The organism is Mycolicibacter kumamotonensis, from assembly GCF_002086285.1.
Classification (GTDB): domain Bacteria; phylum Actinomycetota; class Actinomycetes; order Mycobacteriales; family Mycobacteriaceae; genus Mycobacterium; species Mycobacterium kumamotonense.
Genome location: NZ_MVHU01000006.1, coordinates 119,529 through 134,032 on the forward strand (window position 1 = coordinate 119,529; position 14,504 = coordinate 134,032).

14 protein-coding genes are annotated in these 14,504 nt (G+C 68.5%); 4 read left to right on the forward strand and 10 right to left on the reverse strand.

Annotated features, from left to right (window positions below; all coding sequences use genetic code 11):
- Positions 1 to 29: 29 nt before the first annotated feature.
- Positions 30 to 587 carry a hypothetical protein gene (locus BST28_RS06320; protein ID WP_083080349.1) on the reverse strand — a complete coding sequence of 186 codons (558 nt, stop codon included), beginning with the start codon at positions 585 to 587 and terminating at the stop codon, positions 30 to 32.
- Positions 588 to 610: 23 nt separating this feature from the next.
- On the reverse strand, positions 611 to 1,723 hold the full coding sequence (locus tag BST28_RS06325; protein ID WP_083080351.1) for a 2Fe-2S iron-sulfur cluster-binding protein: 1,113 nt from the start codon (positions 1,721 to 1,723) through the stop codon (positions 611 to 613).
- 148 nt (positions 1,724 to 1,871) lie between these two features.
- Here BST28_RS06325 and hsaA point away from each other — a divergent pair, with 148 nt between their 5' ends.
- Genes hsaA through hsaB form a run of 3 tightly spaced genes read left to right on the forward strand, consistent with a single transcriptional unit; the run spans position 1,872 to position 4,602 of the window.
- Positions 1,872 to 3,062: a 3-hydroxy-9,10-secoandrosta-1,3,5(10)-triene-9,17-dione monooxygenase oxygenase subunit gene (hsaA, locus tag BST28_RS06330; protein WP_083080352.1), complete on the forward strand. Its 1,191-nt coding sequence runs from the start codon at positions 1,872 to 1,874 to the stop codon at positions 3,060 to 3,062.
- Between the two features lie 45 nt (positions 3,063 to 3,107).
- A complete protein-coding gene (gene hsaC, locus BST28_RS06335; RefSeq protein WP_019735037.1) occupies positions 3,108 to 4,010 on the forward strand; it encodes an iron-dependent extradiol dioxygenase HsaC in 903 nt (300 codons plus the stop codon).
- Between the two features lie 34 nt (positions 4,011 to 4,044).
- Positions 4,045 to 4,602 (forward strand): 3-hydroxy-9,10-secoandrosta-1,3,5(10)-triene-9,17-dione monooxygenase reductase subunit, encoded by a 558-nt coding sequence (hsaB, locus tag BST28_RS06340; protein ID WP_170306458.1) that lies wholly within the window; start codon positions 4,045 to 4,047, stop codon positions 4,600 to 4,602.
- 33 nt (positions 4,603 to 4,635) lie between these two features.
- On the opposite strand, the gene BST28_RS06345 is transcribed toward hsaB, so the two are convergent.
- From BST28_RS06345 to fadD3, 8 genes are all read right to left on the reverse strand, one after another.
- A complete protein-coding gene (locus BST28_RS06345) occupies positions 4,636 to 5,880 on the reverse strand; it encodes a hypothetical protein (RefSeq protein ID WP_065287590.1) in 1,245 nt (414 codons plus the stop codon).
- A gap of 7 nt (positions 5,881 to 5,887) precedes the next feature.
- Positions 5,888 to 6,292 carry a heme-binding protein gene (locus BST28_RS06350; RefSeq protein ID WP_019737601.1) on the reverse strand — a complete coding sequence of 135 codons (405 nt, stop codon included), beginning with the start codon at positions 6,290 to 6,292 and terminating at the stop codon, positions 5,888 to 5,890.
- A gap of 44 nt (positions 6,293 to 6,336) precedes the next feature.
- Positions 6,337 to 7,503, reverse strand: a complete 1,167-nt coding sequence (locus BST28_RS06355) for a pyridoxal phosphate-dependent aminotransferase (RefSeq protein WP_019737600.1) — start codon at positions 7,501 to 7,503, stop codon at positions 6,337 to 6,339.
- 72 nt (positions 7,504 to 7,575) lie between these two features.
- Entirely contained in the window at positions 7,576 to 8,562 is a 987-nt protein-coding gene (gene bsh / locus BST28_RS06360; protein WP_019737599.1) for a bile salt hydrolase, read from the reverse strand.
- Between the two features lie 20 nt (positions 8,563 to 8,582).
- Entirely contained in the window at positions 8,583 to 9,533 is a 951-nt protein-coding gene (gene ipdE2 / locus BST28_RS06365) for an acyl-CoA dehydrogenase IpdE2 (RefSeq protein ID WP_019737598.1), read from the reverse strand.
- On the reverse strand, positions 9,534 to 10,514 hold the full coding sequence (locus BST28_RS06370) for an acyl-CoA dehydrogenase family protein (protein ID WP_019737597.1): 981 nt from the start codon (positions 10,512 to 10,514) through the stop codon (positions 9,534 to 9,536).
- Complete coding sequence (locus BST28_RS06375; protein WP_019737596.1) at positions 10,511 to 11,644, reverse strand: acyl-CoA dehydrogenase family protein; 1,134 nt, start codon at positions 11,642 to 11,644, stop codon at positions 10,511 to 10,513. Before BST28_RS06375 ends, BST28_RS06370 begins: the two co-directional genes overlap by 4 nt.
- The gene (gene fadD3 / locus BST28_RS06380) at positions 11,645 to 13,189 is read right to left on the reverse strand and encodes a 3-((3aS,4S,7aS)-7a-methyl-1,5-dioxo-octahydro-1H-inden-4-yl)propanoate--CoA ligase FadD3 (RefSeq protein WP_083080354.1); all 1,545 of its coding nucleotides are present in this window, start codon (positions 13,187 to 13,189) and stop codon (positions 11,645 to 11,647) included.
- Positions 13,190 to 13,353: 164 nt separating this feature from the next.
- Here fadD3 and ipdE1 point away from each other — a divergent pair, with 164 nt between their 5' ends.
- The gene (gene ipdE1, locus BST28_RS06385; RefSeq protein WP_019737372.1) at positions 13,354 to 14,502 is read left to right on the forward strand and encodes an acyl-CoA dehydrogenase IpdE1; all 1,149 of its coding nucleotides are present in this window, start codon (positions 13,354 to 13,356) and stop codon (positions 14,500 to 14,502) included.
- Positions 14,503 to 14,504 lie beyond the last annotated feature (2 nt).

Consider the following 14,504-nt stretch of genomic DNA (forward strand, 5'->3'; position numbering starts at 1 on the left):
TAGCCCCGGGCGAACCCGCGTAAACCCGGCTAGAAGACCGTCTGGGCGCAGGTGGACGGCGTGGTCAGATTGACCCCGCTGTAGACCACCTGCACGTGGGTGCAGACGATCACGTTGGCGTCGGTCTTGGGCTGGCCGGTGGAGTACTCCAAAACATCGATGCTGCCGTTGGTCTGGTACTTCTCCGGTGGGCCCTCGCCGTAGTACATCGATTGGATCACCGCGCCGGTGCCGTCCTTGAACACCTTCGTTCCCGGCCCGCCGCGGTCCTTGAACCAGCCCTCGCCGCCGTCGGTGTGCACGTCGAGATAGGCGGTCCGCTTCGACGAGCGGATCTCGGTGCTTTGGCGGGCCCACAGGTCGGGCGGGAAGCCGACCAATCCCTCCGGGGTCTGCAGGCGCACCCCGACGGTGAACCGACACAGGGGCGGTGCAGCGCAGTCGACCCAGCTGTGAGTCTGCAGCTGGTCGACGTCGTTGACCGGGAACAACGTGGTCTTGGTGTCACTGGCCGCCGCGGAGACCGCGGGCGGGACCAGCGCGGCCAACAGCGTCAACGCCGCCGGCATCATCAGGAACCGCTTCATGTCGCACCAACCTAGACCCGGGGTCACTCGTCGTAGGTTACTTCCACCGAATCCGTCTCGGGGTGGGCCTGGCAGGCCAGGATCAGGCCCTCGGCGAGGTCCTGAGGCTCCAGCACGTCGTTGACCTCCATGGTGACCTTGCCGTTCTTCAAAACGCAGGCGCAGGCGCCGCAGTGCCCCTCCCGGCAGGAGAACGGGGCATCGAGACCCTTGTCGAGCAGCAGGTCCAGCAGCTTGACGTGGCGGGGCCACTCAACGGTGTGGGTCTCGCCGTCCAACTCGACCGCGACGGTGGCCGGCGCGGTCTCCTGCGCACCTTCCGGCGCCTCGGTGATCTTGACCGCCGCGAACGGGTCGCTGTCCAGCGACTTGAACACCTCGAGATGAACCTGCTCGGCCGGGACGTTCAACGCCTCCAGGGCGTCCCGCGAAGCCTGCATGAACGGGCCCGGGCCGCAGATGAAGGCCTGTCGGTCGGTGAAGGGGGCGCTCAGCTGGGCCAGCGCCGCGGCGCTCGGCAAGCCCTGCAGCGACTCCAGCCAGTGCACGACGGTCAGCCGATCGGGGTACTTGGCGGCCAGTTCGCGCAGCGCGGTGCCGAAGATCACCGATCGCTCGTCGCGATTGGCGTAGACCAGCGTCACCTTGCCGTTGCCTTGCGACAGCGCCGATTTGCAGATCGCCATCATCGGCGTGATTCCGCTGCCGGCGGCCAGCAGCAGGAAGTCGGTGTCCAGCGACTTGGGCACGAAGGTGCCCGACGGCGCCAGCACGTGGATCCGCATCCCGGGCTTGGCGTGGTCGCACAGCCAGTTCGACGCGTAGCCGTCCGCGGTCCGTTTGACGGTCACGGTCAGCGAGTCGTCGGTGAACGGGGAACTGCACAGCGAGTAGCAGCGGGCCACGGAGCCGGTGCGGTCGCTGGGGATCCGCAGCGTCAGGAACTGGCCCGGTGAGTACTTCAGCCGCTGCGCGGGGATCTCCGGATCGTCGGGCCCATCGGGAACCCCGAACACCAGCGAGCAGGCATCGTCGGTCTCGGCGATGACTTGCGCGATCTGCAATTCCAGGACGTGACTACCCAGTGGTTCGTCCGGAATGGTCGCCGCCACAGCCCGCCCCTCATCGTCGGTCATAACTAGAACAGGTTACAGAAAACCGGTCTGGTATCGCTACCAGCCGCAGGAACACCCCGCTCGACACAAATCGGAACGTGTTCTAATCTCACTCTAGGCTGGTTGAAAAACCGGGCCGCTTACCTGCTCACTCCTGGGAGGCAATCTAGTGACGTCCATTCAACAGCGTGACGCGCAGTCGGTGCTTGCAGCCATCGACGACCTTCTTCCGCAGTTGCGCGAGCGCGCCCAGGAGACCGAGGACCTGCGCAAGATTCCCGACGCCAACATCAAGGCGCTCGAGGAGATCGGCTTCTTCAAGCTGTTGCAGCCCGAGCAGTGGGGCGGCATGCAATGCGACCCCGCGGTCTTCTACGAGGCGGTCCGCCGGATCGCCAGCGCGTGCGGGTCCACCGGGTGGGTGGCTTCGATCATCGGCGTGCACAACTGGCACCTGGCACTGTTCGACCAGCAGGCCCAGGTCGAGGTGTGGGGCGAGGACACCGACGTGCGAGTGTCGTCCTCCTACGCCCCGATGGGCGCCGGTGTGGTGACCGAGAACGCCGACGGCTACATCGTCAACGGCTCCTGGAACTGGTCGTCGGGCTGTGACCACGCCACCTGGGCGTTCCTGGGCGGTCCGGTGATCAAGGACGGCAAGCCGGTGGACTTCGGCAGCTTCCTGATTCCGCGCACCGAGTACACCATCGACGACGTCTGGCACGTGGTCGGCCTGCGCGGCACCGGCAGCAACACCGTCGTGGTCAAGGACGTCTTCGTCCCGCGGCACCGCTTCCTGTCCTACAAGGCGATGAACGACCAGACCGCTGGTGGCTACGCCACCAACGCCGCGCCGGTCTACAAGATGCCGTGGGGCACCATGCACCCGACGACGATCTCGGCCCCGATCATGGGCATGGCCTACGGCGCCTACGCGGCGCACGTCGAGCACCAGGGCAAGCGAGTCCGGGCGGCGTTCGCCGGGGAGAAGGCCAAGGACGACCCGTTCGCCAAGGTCCGGATCGCCGAGGCGGCCAGTGACATCGACGCCGGCTGGCGGCAGCTGATCGGCAACGTCGCCGACGAATACGCCCTGCTGGCGGCCGGTAAGGAGATCCCGTTCGAGCTGCGGGCCCGCGCGCGCCGCGACCAGGTGCGTGCCACCGGCCGGGCGATCGCCTCGATCGACCGGCTGTTCGAGGCGGCCGGCGCTACCGCGCTGTCCAACGACGCGCCGGTGCAGCGGTTCTGGCGTGACGCGCACGCGGGTCGGGTGCACGCGGCCAACGACCCGGAGCGGGCATACATGATCTTCGGTAACCACGAATTCGGGTTGCCGCCCGGCGACACAATGGTCTGATCGGGCTCGGCCCGAGACATTGACAAGCTTGCGGGAGGTATCGCGATGAGTATCCGATCACTGGGGTATCTGCGGATACAGGCCACCGACATGGCGGCCTGGCGGGAGTTCGGGTGCAAGGTTCTCGGCATGGTCGAGGGCGAGGGCGCTACCGAGGGTGCGCTGTACCTGCGGATGGACGACTTCCCGGCCCGGCTGGTGGTCGTGCCCGGCGACACCGACCGGCTGCTGTCCTCGGGCTGGGAATGCGCCAACGCCGAGGGCTTGCAGGAGATTCGGCAGCGCCTGGAGGTCGAGGGCACACCGTACAAGGAGGCCGACGCCGCCGATCTCGCCGAGCGGCGCGTCGTCGAGATGATCACCTTCGCCGACCCGTCCGGCAACACCCTGGAGGTATTCCACGGGGTGGCGTTACAGCACCGCCGGGTGGTGAGCCCCTACGGGCACCGGTTCGTCACCGAGGAACAGGGTCTGGGCCACGTGGTGCTGTCGACCAAGGACGACGACGAGGCGCTGCACTTCTACCGCGACGTGCTCGGCTTCAAGCTGCGTGACTCGATGCGGCTCCCCCCGCAGATGGTGGGCCGCCCGGCCGACGGCGACCCGGCGTGGCTGCGGTTCTTCGGCTGCAACCCGCGCCACCACAGCCTGGCGTTCCTGCCGATGCCCACCCCGACCGGCATCGTGCACCTGATGGTCGAGGTGGGCGAGGCCGACGATGTCGGGCTCTGCCTGGACCGGGCCTACCGCCGCAAGGTGCCGATGGCCGCGACCCTGGGCCGGCACGTCAACGACAAGATGCTCTCGTTCTACATGAAGTCGCCCAGCGGTTTCCAGGTCGAATTCGGTTGCGAGGGACTGGAAGTCGACGATGACGACTGGGTGGCCCGGGAGAGCACCGCGGTCAGCCTGTGGGGGCATGACTTCACGGTGGGCATAGAGAAGTAGTAGGGCAGTGAGCTCCCAATCGGCAGCAGACGACCTGCCCATCGACCCGCGCGCGTTCCGCAACGTACTCGGCCAGTTCTGTACGGGGATCACGATCATCACCACCGTGCACGACGGTGCGCCGATCGGGTTCGCCTGCCAATCGTTCGCCGCGTTGTCGCTGGACCCACCGTTGGTGCTGTTCTGCCCGACCAAGATGTCGCGGTCCTGGCAGGCCATCGAGGCCAGCGGAAAGTTCTGTGTCAACATCCTGGCCGAAGAGCAGAAGGACGTCTGTGCCCGCTTCGGCTCCCGCGAACCGGACAAGTTCGCCGGGGTGGACTGGGAGCCCTCTCCGCTGGGCTCGCCGGTCCTGGCCCGGTCGCTGGCCCACATCGACTGCACGGTGGCCTCGGTGCACGACGGCGGCGATCACTTCGTGGTGTTCGGGGCGGTCCAGTCCCTGTCCGATGTGCCCGAGGTGAAGCCGCGGCCGCTGTTGTTCTACCGCGGCGACTACACCGGCATCGAGCCGGAGAAGACCACACCCGCGCAATGGCGCGACGACCTGGAGGCGTTCCTCACCGCCACCACCGACGACACCTGGCTGTAGTCCTTCGTCACGGCGGATGCGAAGACCGCCGACTCAGTGCCAGATCTGCTGGTGCTCGGCGTGGGTGCGCAGATACGCCCCCGGGCCGTAGAACTCGTCGTAGAAGTCGGTGTCGAGGTGCTGGGCCTGCAAGTACATCAACACGTGCACGGTCGGAACGGTGCCGGGCAGCTTGCCGAACGTGTCGTAGATGTAGGACGCCTGCAGCGTGACCAGTTCGGCGATGCCATCCGGTGGCAGCGACGAAGCCCGAACCCGGGGCGTCTGCGTCCACGGGCCGGCCGTCTCGGGGTGCGACGGGCCGCCGGGACCGAACTTGCGGGCCACCAGCTTGGCCACGCCGTCGGCCACCGAGGCCACGTGCGGTGGGCTGAGCGTCTCGAAGTGGCCGGGCAGCCCGGTCGCGTTCGCCAACGGCCAGCGCGGGTCGGTGTCGGCGACGAAGCCGAACCCGTCCAGCACCGACAGCCGGTCCAACCCGTCGAAGATCCAGCCGCCCAGGCCCATCGCCTGCAAGCCCAGCGCCCCGTTGTGTGCGGCGATGGACAGCTCCGCGCTGGCCTCGGTCAGGGTGTACTGCTCGACGAACGACAGCGGGATCGGGTCATCGGCGTGCGCCAGCTGGGAAAACCCCTGCAGGCCCGGGAGGTCGCGGCCGTTGATGTCGTCGGTGATGCGGTAGCCGTTGGCCGCGAAGAACCACAGGTTCTCCATCAGGTGCTCGGCGAGGTCGGCCGCGGCGAAGGCCAGCAGGCTGCCCGGGTGATTGCCGATCCAGGTGTTGTGGCCCTCCATGTAGGGCTCCTCGCGGGGCAGCTCCAAGCGCGAATCCGACAGCTGCACATAGGAATCGGCGGTGTGGGTGATCCAATCCTCGATGGTGCCGAAATGCTGCGGTTGTTGATCCCGGGTGGGCAACAGGTAGCAGCCGGTGTCATCGGTGAAGAACACCTGGCTGGTGTGGAAGCCGGCCGCCGACGGCATCGTCCGGCCGGTGGCGCTGCCGGGGTAGTTGGGCAGCGCGGGGGCGTATCCGGGGTGGTGCGCGATGCCGTCGTGCCAGCCGGTGACCCCGGCCATTAGCGACAGCAGCAGCGCCCGCTCGACCTCGGAGAGCGGCTGCACCGGCCGGCGGCTGGTATAGGCCAGGGCGCCGGCCGGGATGGCGCCGCCGACCGGGAAGCGCCGGGACCGGCGTCCGGTGATCGCGGCGAACAGGCCGAAGCCGGCCGCCTGCGCCAGCGCGGCCCGTTCGTGGTCGCTGATCGCCAGGCCCATCGCGGACCTACTTGCTGACGGTCTCCAGCAGGGTGGCCAGCTGGGTCGGGGAGACCGTGATCCCGCACTGGTTCTTCAGGTCGGTGAGCGGCTGGGCAATGTTCTGCAGCGTCGACAGCTGGTCGAGGTGGCCGACGAAGTAACCCTGCACCGAGGACCTGGCCTGGTCCGGGGGCATGGTGGCCGCGGAGGTCAGGACGTCGTTGGCCTCCGGGTGGTCGTTGAGGAATCCACCGGCCTGGTTCAGCACTCCGCTGGCGGTGTTGGCCAGCCCGGCGGCCGTGCAGGGTGCCGGTGCGGCATCGGCCGGTGCGGTGGTCCCCGATGCGGAGGCGGCCACCGCACCGATGATGCCGACGGCCGCCGCGGCGAGAACCAGGCGGTTCAGCGAGCCTCGCGTGGTTGTGCGCATTGCTGTGGTCCCTTCGATCAGGTAAGTCGAGATTGTGAGTAAACCTACCGGAGCGGCAGCCACCCGCGGATTCGGTGCAAGGCTTCGGAGATGTCGGCGGTCGGGCCGGCGAACGACAACCGGATGAAAGTGTTGCCGCGCTCGGTGTCGAAGTCGACGCCCGGCGCCACGGCGACACCGGTGTCGGCCAGCAATCGGGCGCAGAAGGCCAGGGAGTCGTCGGTGTATTCCGCCAGGTCGGCGTAGACGTAGAAGGCTCCGTCGGTCGGTGCCAACCGGTCGATGCCCATCCCGCGCAGCCCGTCGAGCAGCAACTCCCGGTTGGCCGCGTAGTGGCGCAGGTGGCCGTCGGCCTCGGCGATCGCCGTAGGCGTGAATGCGGCGACCGCCGCGTACTGGGCCAGCACCGGCGGGCAGATGGTGAAGTTGCCGGTCAGGCAGTCCACCGCGCGCCGCAGCGCCGGTGGCACCAGCAGCCAGCCCAGCCGCCAGCCGGTCATCGCGAAGTACTTCGAGAAGCTGTTGGCCACCACCGCGTTGCGGGAGGTCTGCCAGGCGCAGCTGGTCGGCGGGGCACCGTCATAGACCAGGCCGTGGTAGACCTCGTCGCTGATCAGCCGCACGCCCGTCTCGTCGCACCACTGCGCGATGGCGGCCAGTTCCGCCGGCTCCAGGACGGTGCCGGTCGGGTTGGCCGGGCTGGCGACGATCACCCCGGCCAGCGGCCCGGGAATCTCGGCCAGCGCCGCCGCGGTGGGCTGGAAGCGGGTTTCCGGCCCGCACGGGATCTCGATCACCTCGCAGCCCAGTGCGGACAGGATGTTGCGGTAGCACGGGTAGCCCGGGCTGGCGATCGCCACCCGGTCGCCGACGTCGAAGCAGGCCAGGAATGCCAGCAGGAAGCCGCCCGACGAACCGGTGGTCACCACCACGTCGTCGGGGTCGACGGCCAACCCGTACCGATCCGCGTACGAGCCGGCGATCACCGAACGCAACTCCGGGATCCCCAGCGCGACGGTGTAGCCGAGCTGGTTGGACTGCAGGGCCGCTGCGGCCGCCGCGCGCACCGGCTCGGGCGCACCCACGCTGGGCTGCCCGGCGGACAGGTTGACCAGGTCGCCGTGGCTGCGCTGGCGCTGCGCGGCGGCCAGCCAGACATCCATGACGTGAAACGGTGGAATTCCGGCGCGCAGCGCGACGCGATCGGTCATGGGCTCTCCTCGGTCATGATGCGTGACAGGAAGCGGGCGGATTATCGGTGGGCTGCGCGTGCTGGCCTGTGTTCACGGGCTTATGCCGAGGAAGGTGAAGGGTTCGGCGACCTCGAAGTGGGCCGATGTCTCTCCGGCGTAGGTGTTGGAGTCGTTGTCGCCGAGGGGGAGCCGGCGCGTCGGGGCGCCTTCGCTGAAGTCGATCTTCTGCAGGTCCACCCAGAACACATTGGGGGTCAGCGCAGACTCGAAACAGTACAGCTTGCGGGTGTGGTGGGCGACGGTGCGCCAGCGAGTGGACGAGATGTTCGGTTCGTCGGGTGTGGAGATGCCGAATGGGACCGACACGTTGCGCACCACGCTGAGTACCGAGGCGAGCGCGATCTTCAGGTCGTCGGATTTCGGTATCGCGTTGACGTAGAACGACGCCCGCGCGAATCGGTCCGCGGCGCGGTTGGTTCCCGGCAGCATGACGGTGCCGCCGAGCTGTTCCCAGTAGGCGTTCACCGCGAGCTGCTGGTCGAAAATCGGCGAGTTCGTCATCACCTGGTACTGGCGTCCGTGGTGGATGACCTGTTGGCCGCCAACGTATTCCACGATCGCACTGTCGCCTTCGGCATCCGACATCGACAGATGCAGGGTGGCCAGGCGGTCCTCGCCCGGCACCCCGTCGGTGACGACGGCGAAGGGTTCGGCGCTCAGGGCGGCGACGGCTTCAGCCACGGTGGCGAAGTTGTCGAGCACGTATTGGGCCCAGGCGGCTACCGATAGCCCCGGCCGGGAACCGTCGTAGCGGGGATACTCGGATTCGGCCAGCCACAACAAGTTGGCCGAGAGACCGGCCTCGTTCAAGCCGTCGGTGGAGCACACGTTGTAGCCGCTGGCCACCACGCTGCCGTAGCGCGAGGTCCACTCGACCGAGTTCGCACCCGCCTGGCCACTGCGCTGCATCCCGCGGGGAAACGCCCACAGATCGGTTGCCAGATCCAACTTCCAGTCCATAGACCGCCCGGTGATGATGTTGCCGTTCGGCCCCAGGTAAACCAATCGGGTGCACATACGTCTACCGTACGGGACCTTCAGAGCACCTCGGCGTGTAACCGGCGTAGGTGCTCGGCGGGCTGACCAAGCAGCTGCGAACTGCCGTGCGCCCGTTTGAAATACAGCTGGATGTCGCTTTCCCAGGTGATTGCGATGCCGCCGTGCAGCTGAACCGCCTCGGCGGCAACTTTGGAGAATGCCTCGCTGGCAACGACTCTGGCGAGAGCGGTGGAGGTCGGCGACGGCTCGGCGAGAGCGTCGTCGACGACGGCGCGGGCCGCCGAGACCGCCACGTACAGGTCGGCCATCCGGTGCTTGAGTGCCTGGAAGCTGCCGATCGGCCGGCCGAACTGCACCCGATCCTTGGTGTACTGCACGGTCAGGTCCAGGCAGCGGGTGGCCGCGGCGATCTGCTCGGCGGCCAACAGGATCGCCGCGTAGTCGCCGATGCCGGGGTCGGCTCCGATCGGCGTGGTGCCCTCGGCGGTGATGCGGCCCAGCCTCCGGGTGGGATCCATGGTGGCCACCGGCTCGGCGCTGAAGGTGGTCCAGCGGGTGAGCTCGTTGCCGTCGGTGCCAATCACGATGTCGGCGATATCCCCGTTGACCGCGTAGTCGGCGTCGAAGACGACCGCCCCGATCGCACCGCCCTCGGCCAACTGCTCCAAAGCCTGCGCATCGGGTTGCTCAGCGGCCAGCAGTGCCAGCTCGGCCAGCACGGTACCCAACAGCGGCGTGGGCACCAGCGCCTTGCCGAGCTCCTCGAGAACCACTGCGGCATCGGCTAACTGGCCACCGGCACCGCCGAGCTCCTCGGGCACCACCAGGGCGGCGGCACCGACCTGCTCGCACAGCAGCTGCCACAGCGTCTCGTCATAGCCGCGCTCGGACTCCATCGCGGCGCGGACGGCTTCGGGGGTGGCGTGCTTGTCGACCAGCGCGGCGACGGTCTGGCGCAGCAAGTCGCGTTCTTCGTTGTGGGCAGCCATCTAGATCGCCTCCAGCACTCGCCGCCGATGGGCGGTCGCATCACCCCAGGCCGGGCGCAGGGCCTGCACCCGCAGCAACCACAGCGACAGGTCGCATTCACTGGTGAAGCCGATCGCACCGTGGGTCTGCAGCGCCGAGTGCGCGGCCAGCAGGGCGGCGTCGGACGCGGCCACCTTGGCGGCGCTGACGTCGCGGGCGGTGTCGGCAGAAAGTGGTCCGGCCGCGGAATCAGACAGCGATATCGCCGCCCCGTACACCAGCGGGCGGGCCAGCTCCAAAGCGATGTGCACGTCGGCCAGCTTGTGCTTGATCGCCTGGTAGCCGCCGATCACCCGGCCGAACTGGGTGCGCTGCTTGGCGTAGTCGACGGCCGTGTTGAGCATGGCCTGCCCGGCGCCGATCAGCTGCGCGGCGGTGGCCAGTGCCCCGACCTCGTAGGCGCGCGCGGTGTCGGCGTCCCAGGACTGGCCGGTTGCGGTGACGTCGAAGGCGCCGCGGCTGGGGTCCACCGAGGCGTGGCGGGTGCCGGCCTGTGCGGCGGCGGCCTTGCCGTTCTCGGCCAGCAGGACGAGGTCGGCGACCTCGGCGTCCAGGGCGCGCGGGGTGTGCGGCGGAAGGGCCGCGGTGGCGATCAGTTCGCCGGCAGCGAGCGCGGCCAGCCGTTCACCGGCATCCGGTGCGCCGGAAAGCAGCACCGGTGCCACCGCAATGGATTCCACCACCGGCCCCGGCACACACCAGCGGCCCAGCGCCTCGATGGCCAGCACCAGATCCACCGGGTGGGCGCCGATGCCGTCGAACTCCTCCGGCACGGCCAGTGCGGTGACTCCGAGCTCGGCGAGCCGGCCCCACACCTGCCGGCCCGGCTCGGGGTTGCCGTGCGCCCAGGTGCGCACCGCGGCAGGCACGTCGGCGGCGCCGAGGGCGGCGTCGATGCTGGCCGCGAAGTCGCGCTGGTCTTGGTCTAGATCGAATTTCACTTCTTCTCCCGGGGCAGGCCCAGCAGCCGCTCGGCGATGATATTGCGCTGAATCTCGTTGGTGCCGGCGTAGATCGGGCCGCCGAGCGCGAACAGATAGCCGTGGGTCCAGGCGTCGGCCAGCTCGCCGTCGGCGCCGCGGATATCCAGGCCGGTCTGGTGCAGCGCGACGTCCAGCTCAGACCAGAACACCTTGGTCACCGAGGACTCCGCGCCCAACTCACCGCCGGCGGCCAGCCGGGTCACGGTGCCGAAGGTCTGCAGTCGGTAGGCCTGCGCCTTGATCCAGGCATCGGCGACCCGGTCGGTGAACGCCGGGTCGCTGCCGTGCTCCTTCCACAGCGTCACCAGCTTCTCGGCGCCCACCAAAAACCGGGCCGGGCTGCGCAGACTCATGCCGCGCTCGTTGCTCGACGTGCTCATCGCGGCGCGCCAGCCCTCGTTCGGCACACCGATCACGTCGTTGTCCGGAACGAACACGTCGTCGAGGAAGATCTCACCGAAACCGGTCTCGCCGCCGAGCTGCTCGATGGGCCGCACCGTGACCCCGTCGGCCTTGAGGTCGAACATGAAGTAGGTCAGCCCGTGGTGGCGCTGGGCTTCCGGGTCGGAGCGGAACAATCCGAAACCCCGCTCGCCGAACGGGGCCCGCGAGCTCCAGATCTTCTGCCCGTTGAGTTTCCAGCCGCCCTCGACCTTGGTCGCGGTCGAGCGCAGCGATGCCAGGTCACTGCCGGACTCCGGCTCCGACCAGGCCTGCGCCCAGATCTCCTCGCCGCTAGCCATCTTCGGCAGCACCCGGCCCAGCTGTTCTTCGGTGCCGTGCGCGAACAGCGTCGGCGCCAGCATGGAGGTGCCGTTGGCGCTGGCCCGGCCCGGTGCGCCGGCGCGGAAGTACTCCTCCTCGTAGACCACCCACTGCAGCAGGCTGGCATCCCGTCCGCCGTACTTCTTGGGCCAGGCGATCACCGACAGGCCGGCGTCGTAGAGCACCTTGTCCCAGCGGCGGTGCTGCTCGAAACCCTCGGCGGTGTCGTAGGACAGGACAGGGAACTTGTCCTTGTTCGCCGCCAGGAAGTCGCGGACCTCCAGGCGGAACTCCTCGACCTCGGCATCTAAGTTCAGGTCCATCTAGGCCCACTCCCTCAATTCATGCTTGACCACCTTGCCGCCGGGATTGCGCGGCAGGGAGTCGGCGAACGTCACCGATCGCGGTGCCTTGAAATTCGCCAGATGTTCACGGGCATAGCCGATCACGGTCGCCTCGTCCATATCCGAACCGGGCCGGCGCACGATGAATGCCCGGCCCACTTCGCCGAGGCGTTCGTCGGGCACCCCGATCACCGCCACGTCGGCAACGCCGTCGAGCCGGGCCAGCACCTGTTCGATCTCGGCGGGATAGACGTTGAAGCCGCCGCAGATGTACATGTCCTTGAGCCGGTCGGTGATCCGCAGGTTCCCGGCCCCATCGACGGTGCCGACGTCGCCGGTGTGCAGCCAGCCGTCGTCGTCGATGGCCGCGGCGGTGGCCTCGGCGTCGTCGAGGTAGCCGAGCATGATGTTGGCGCTGCGCAGCAGCACTTCCCCGGATTCCGCACCGTCTATGCGCAGCTCGAAGTCGGCGATCGGGCGCCCGCAGGTGGTGGCGACGGTGACGGCGTCGTCGTCGGCGCGGCACATGGTGGCGAACCCGCCGGACTCGGTCAGCCCGTAGGCGGTGAGCACGACGTCGATGTCGAGTTCGGTCTGCATCCGCTCGATCAGCACGACCGGGACGGTGGCGGCCCCGGTGACCGCGAACCGCAGCGAACTCAAGTCATAACGGCCGCGATCGGGGTGGTCCAGCAGGGTCTGATAGATCGTCGGCGGCCCGGGCAGCACGGTGATCTGGTGCTCCTCGATGGCGCGCAGCGCTGCGGCCGGATCGAAGGTCAGCTGCGGGATCAGGGTCGCCCCGGTCTGCAGGCAGGCCAGGATCCCGGCCTTGTAGCCGAAGTTGTGGAAGAACGGGTTGATGCACAGGTAGCGGTCCTGCTCGGTCATCTGCCCGCACTCCGCCCACGCCGCCGGACCGGCCAACGACTGGCGGTGCGCACAGAGCACACCTTTGCTGCGGCCGGTGGTGCCCGAGGTGAACAGGATGTCGGACAGGTCCTCGGGCCCGACAGCTGCCGCCCGCGCGTCGACCTCTTCGTCGGTTATCGGCGCACCGGCGGCGATGAACTTGTCCCAGGATGACGCTGCCGCGGCGTCCCCTTTTTCCACGGGTATCCGGACGACGTGCTCGAGCGCGGGCAGCTCGCCACGGTCGAGCTCGGCGAGCCGGTCGGCTTTGAGGAATCGGCCCATTCCGAGCAGAACCTTGGCCTGGCTGCGGGCCAGGATGTCGGTGGCCTCCGAGGCGGTGTAGCGGGTGTTCAGCGGCACCAGCACGCCCCCGGCATAGTGGGTGCCCAGGCAGGCGACCACCCAGTGCCAGGTGTTGGGCGACCACAGTGCGACCCGGTCACCGGGGGCCACGCCCAGCGCCATCAGCGCGGCGGCGGCGCGGCGCACCTCTTCGCGCAGCTGGGCGTAGGTGAACCGGTTGTCGTCGACGACCAGCGCGTCATGGTCGGGGAGTGCCCGCGCGATGTGGTCCAGCGCCGCGGGCGTGGTGCGCGGATCAGTGCCCATGGCGCCACTCCTCCTCATCGCTTCACACTGCCTCGTCGCCGCCGCTGCTCATCAGCGCCGCTTCTCCTGATCGCTCCGCAGTGCATCATCGGCGTGCAGCACCGGTGCTCGCCGGGTTCGACGGCGCGTAGCCGAGCAAGTGCTTGGTAGGTTAGCCTACTAGGGTGCAAGCAGTCGAGGAGTTCCGGGCCGAGGTCCGCGCGTGGCTGGCCGACAACCTGGTAGGGGAGTTCGCCAAGCTCAAGGGCCTCGGCGGTCCCGGGCGCGAGCATGAGGCGTTCGAGGAGCGGATGGCGTGGAACCGCCACCTCGCCGACGCCGGGCTGACCTGCCTGGGCTGGCCGGTGGAGCACGGCGGTCGTGGCCTGTCGGTGGCGCACCGGGTGGCGTTCTACGAGGAATACGCCCGCGCCGACGCGCCCGACAAGGTCAACCATCTCGGCGAGGAACTGCTCGGGCCGACCCTGATCGCCTTCGGCACCCCTGCCCAGCAGCAGCGCTTCCTGCCCGGCATCCGCAACGTCACCGAACTGTGGTGCCAGGGCTACTCCGAACCGGGTGCCGGCAGCGACCTGGCCAACGTGGCCACCACGGCCGTCCTCGACGGTGACCGGTGGGTGATCAATGGCCAGAAGGTGTGGACCTCGCTGGCGCACCTGTCGCAGTGGTGCTTTGTGGTGGCCCGTACCGAGAAGGGTTCCAAGCGCCACCACGGATTGTCCTACCTGCTGGTGCCGTTGGACCAGCCCGGCGTCGAGATCCGCCCGATCGTGCAACTCACCGGCACCTCGGAGTTCAACGAGGTGTTCTTCGACGACGCGGTCACCGATGCCGACCTGGTGGTCGGGGAGCCCGGTGACGGCTGGAAGGTGGCGATGGGCACGCTCACCTTCGAGCGTGGCGTCTCGACGCTGGGTCAGCAGATCCGGTACGCCCGGGAACTGTCGTCGCTGGCTGAGCTCGCGGCCCGCAACGGTGCCGCCGAGGACCCGTTGATCCGCGAGCGGCTGACCCGATCCTGGGTCGGGCTGCGATCGATGCGGTCCTATGCGCTGGCCACCATGGACGTGGAGCAGCCCGGTCAGGACAACGTGTCGAAGCTGTTGTGGGCCAATTGGCATCGCGACCTAGGCGAGCTGGCGATGGACGTGATCGGGCGCGACTCGATGGTGTTGCGCGACGGCGAGTTCGACGAGTGGCAGCGGCTCTACCTGTTCACCCGCAGCGACACCATCTACGGCGGGTCGAACGAGATCCAGCGCAACATCATCGCCGAGCGGGTTCTCGGCCTACCCCGGGAGGCGAAGGGATGAGC

Bases quoted from the DNA above. Each gene is read 5' to 3' on its own strand.
- BST28_RS06320 (WP_083080349.1), bottom strand. From the start codon at position 587: ATGAAGCGGTTCCTGATGATGCCGGCGGCGTTGACGCTGTTGGCCGCG.
- BST28_RS06325 (WP_083080351.1), bottom strand. From the start codon at position 1,723: ATGACCGACGATGAGGGGCGGGCTGTGGCGGCGACCATTCCGGACGAA.
- hsaC (WP_019735037.1), top strand. From the start codon at position 3,108: ATGAGTATCCGATCACTGGGGTATCTGCGGATACAGGCCACCGACATG.
- BST28_RS06345 (WP_065287590.1), bottom strand. From the start codon at position 5,880: ATGGGCCTGGCGATCAGCGACCACGAACGGGCCGCGCTGGCGCAGGCG.
- BST28_RS06350 (WP_019737601.1), bottom strand. From the start codon at position 6,292: ATGCGCACAACCACGCGAGGCTCGCTGAACCGCCTGGTTCTCGCCGCG.
- BST28_RS06355 (WP_019737600.1), bottom strand. From the start codon at position 7,503: ATGACCGATCGCGTCGCGCTGCGCGCCGGAATTCCACCGTTTCACGTC.
- bsh (WP_019737599.1), bottom strand. From the start codon at position 8,562: ATGTGCACCCGATTGGTTTACCTGGGGCCGAACGGCAACATCATCACC.
- ipdE2 (WP_019737598.1), bottom strand. From the start codon at position 9,533: ATGGCTGCCCACAACGAAGAACGCGACTTGCTGCGCCAGACCGTCGCC.
- BST28_RS06375 (WP_019737596.1), bottom strand. From the start codon at position 11,644: ATGGACCTGAACTTAGATGCCGAGGTCGAGGAGTTCCGCCTGGAGGTC.
- fadD3 (WP_083080354.1), bottom strand. From the start codon at position 13,189: ATGGGCACTGATCCGCGCACCACGCCCGCGGCGCTGGACCACATCGCG.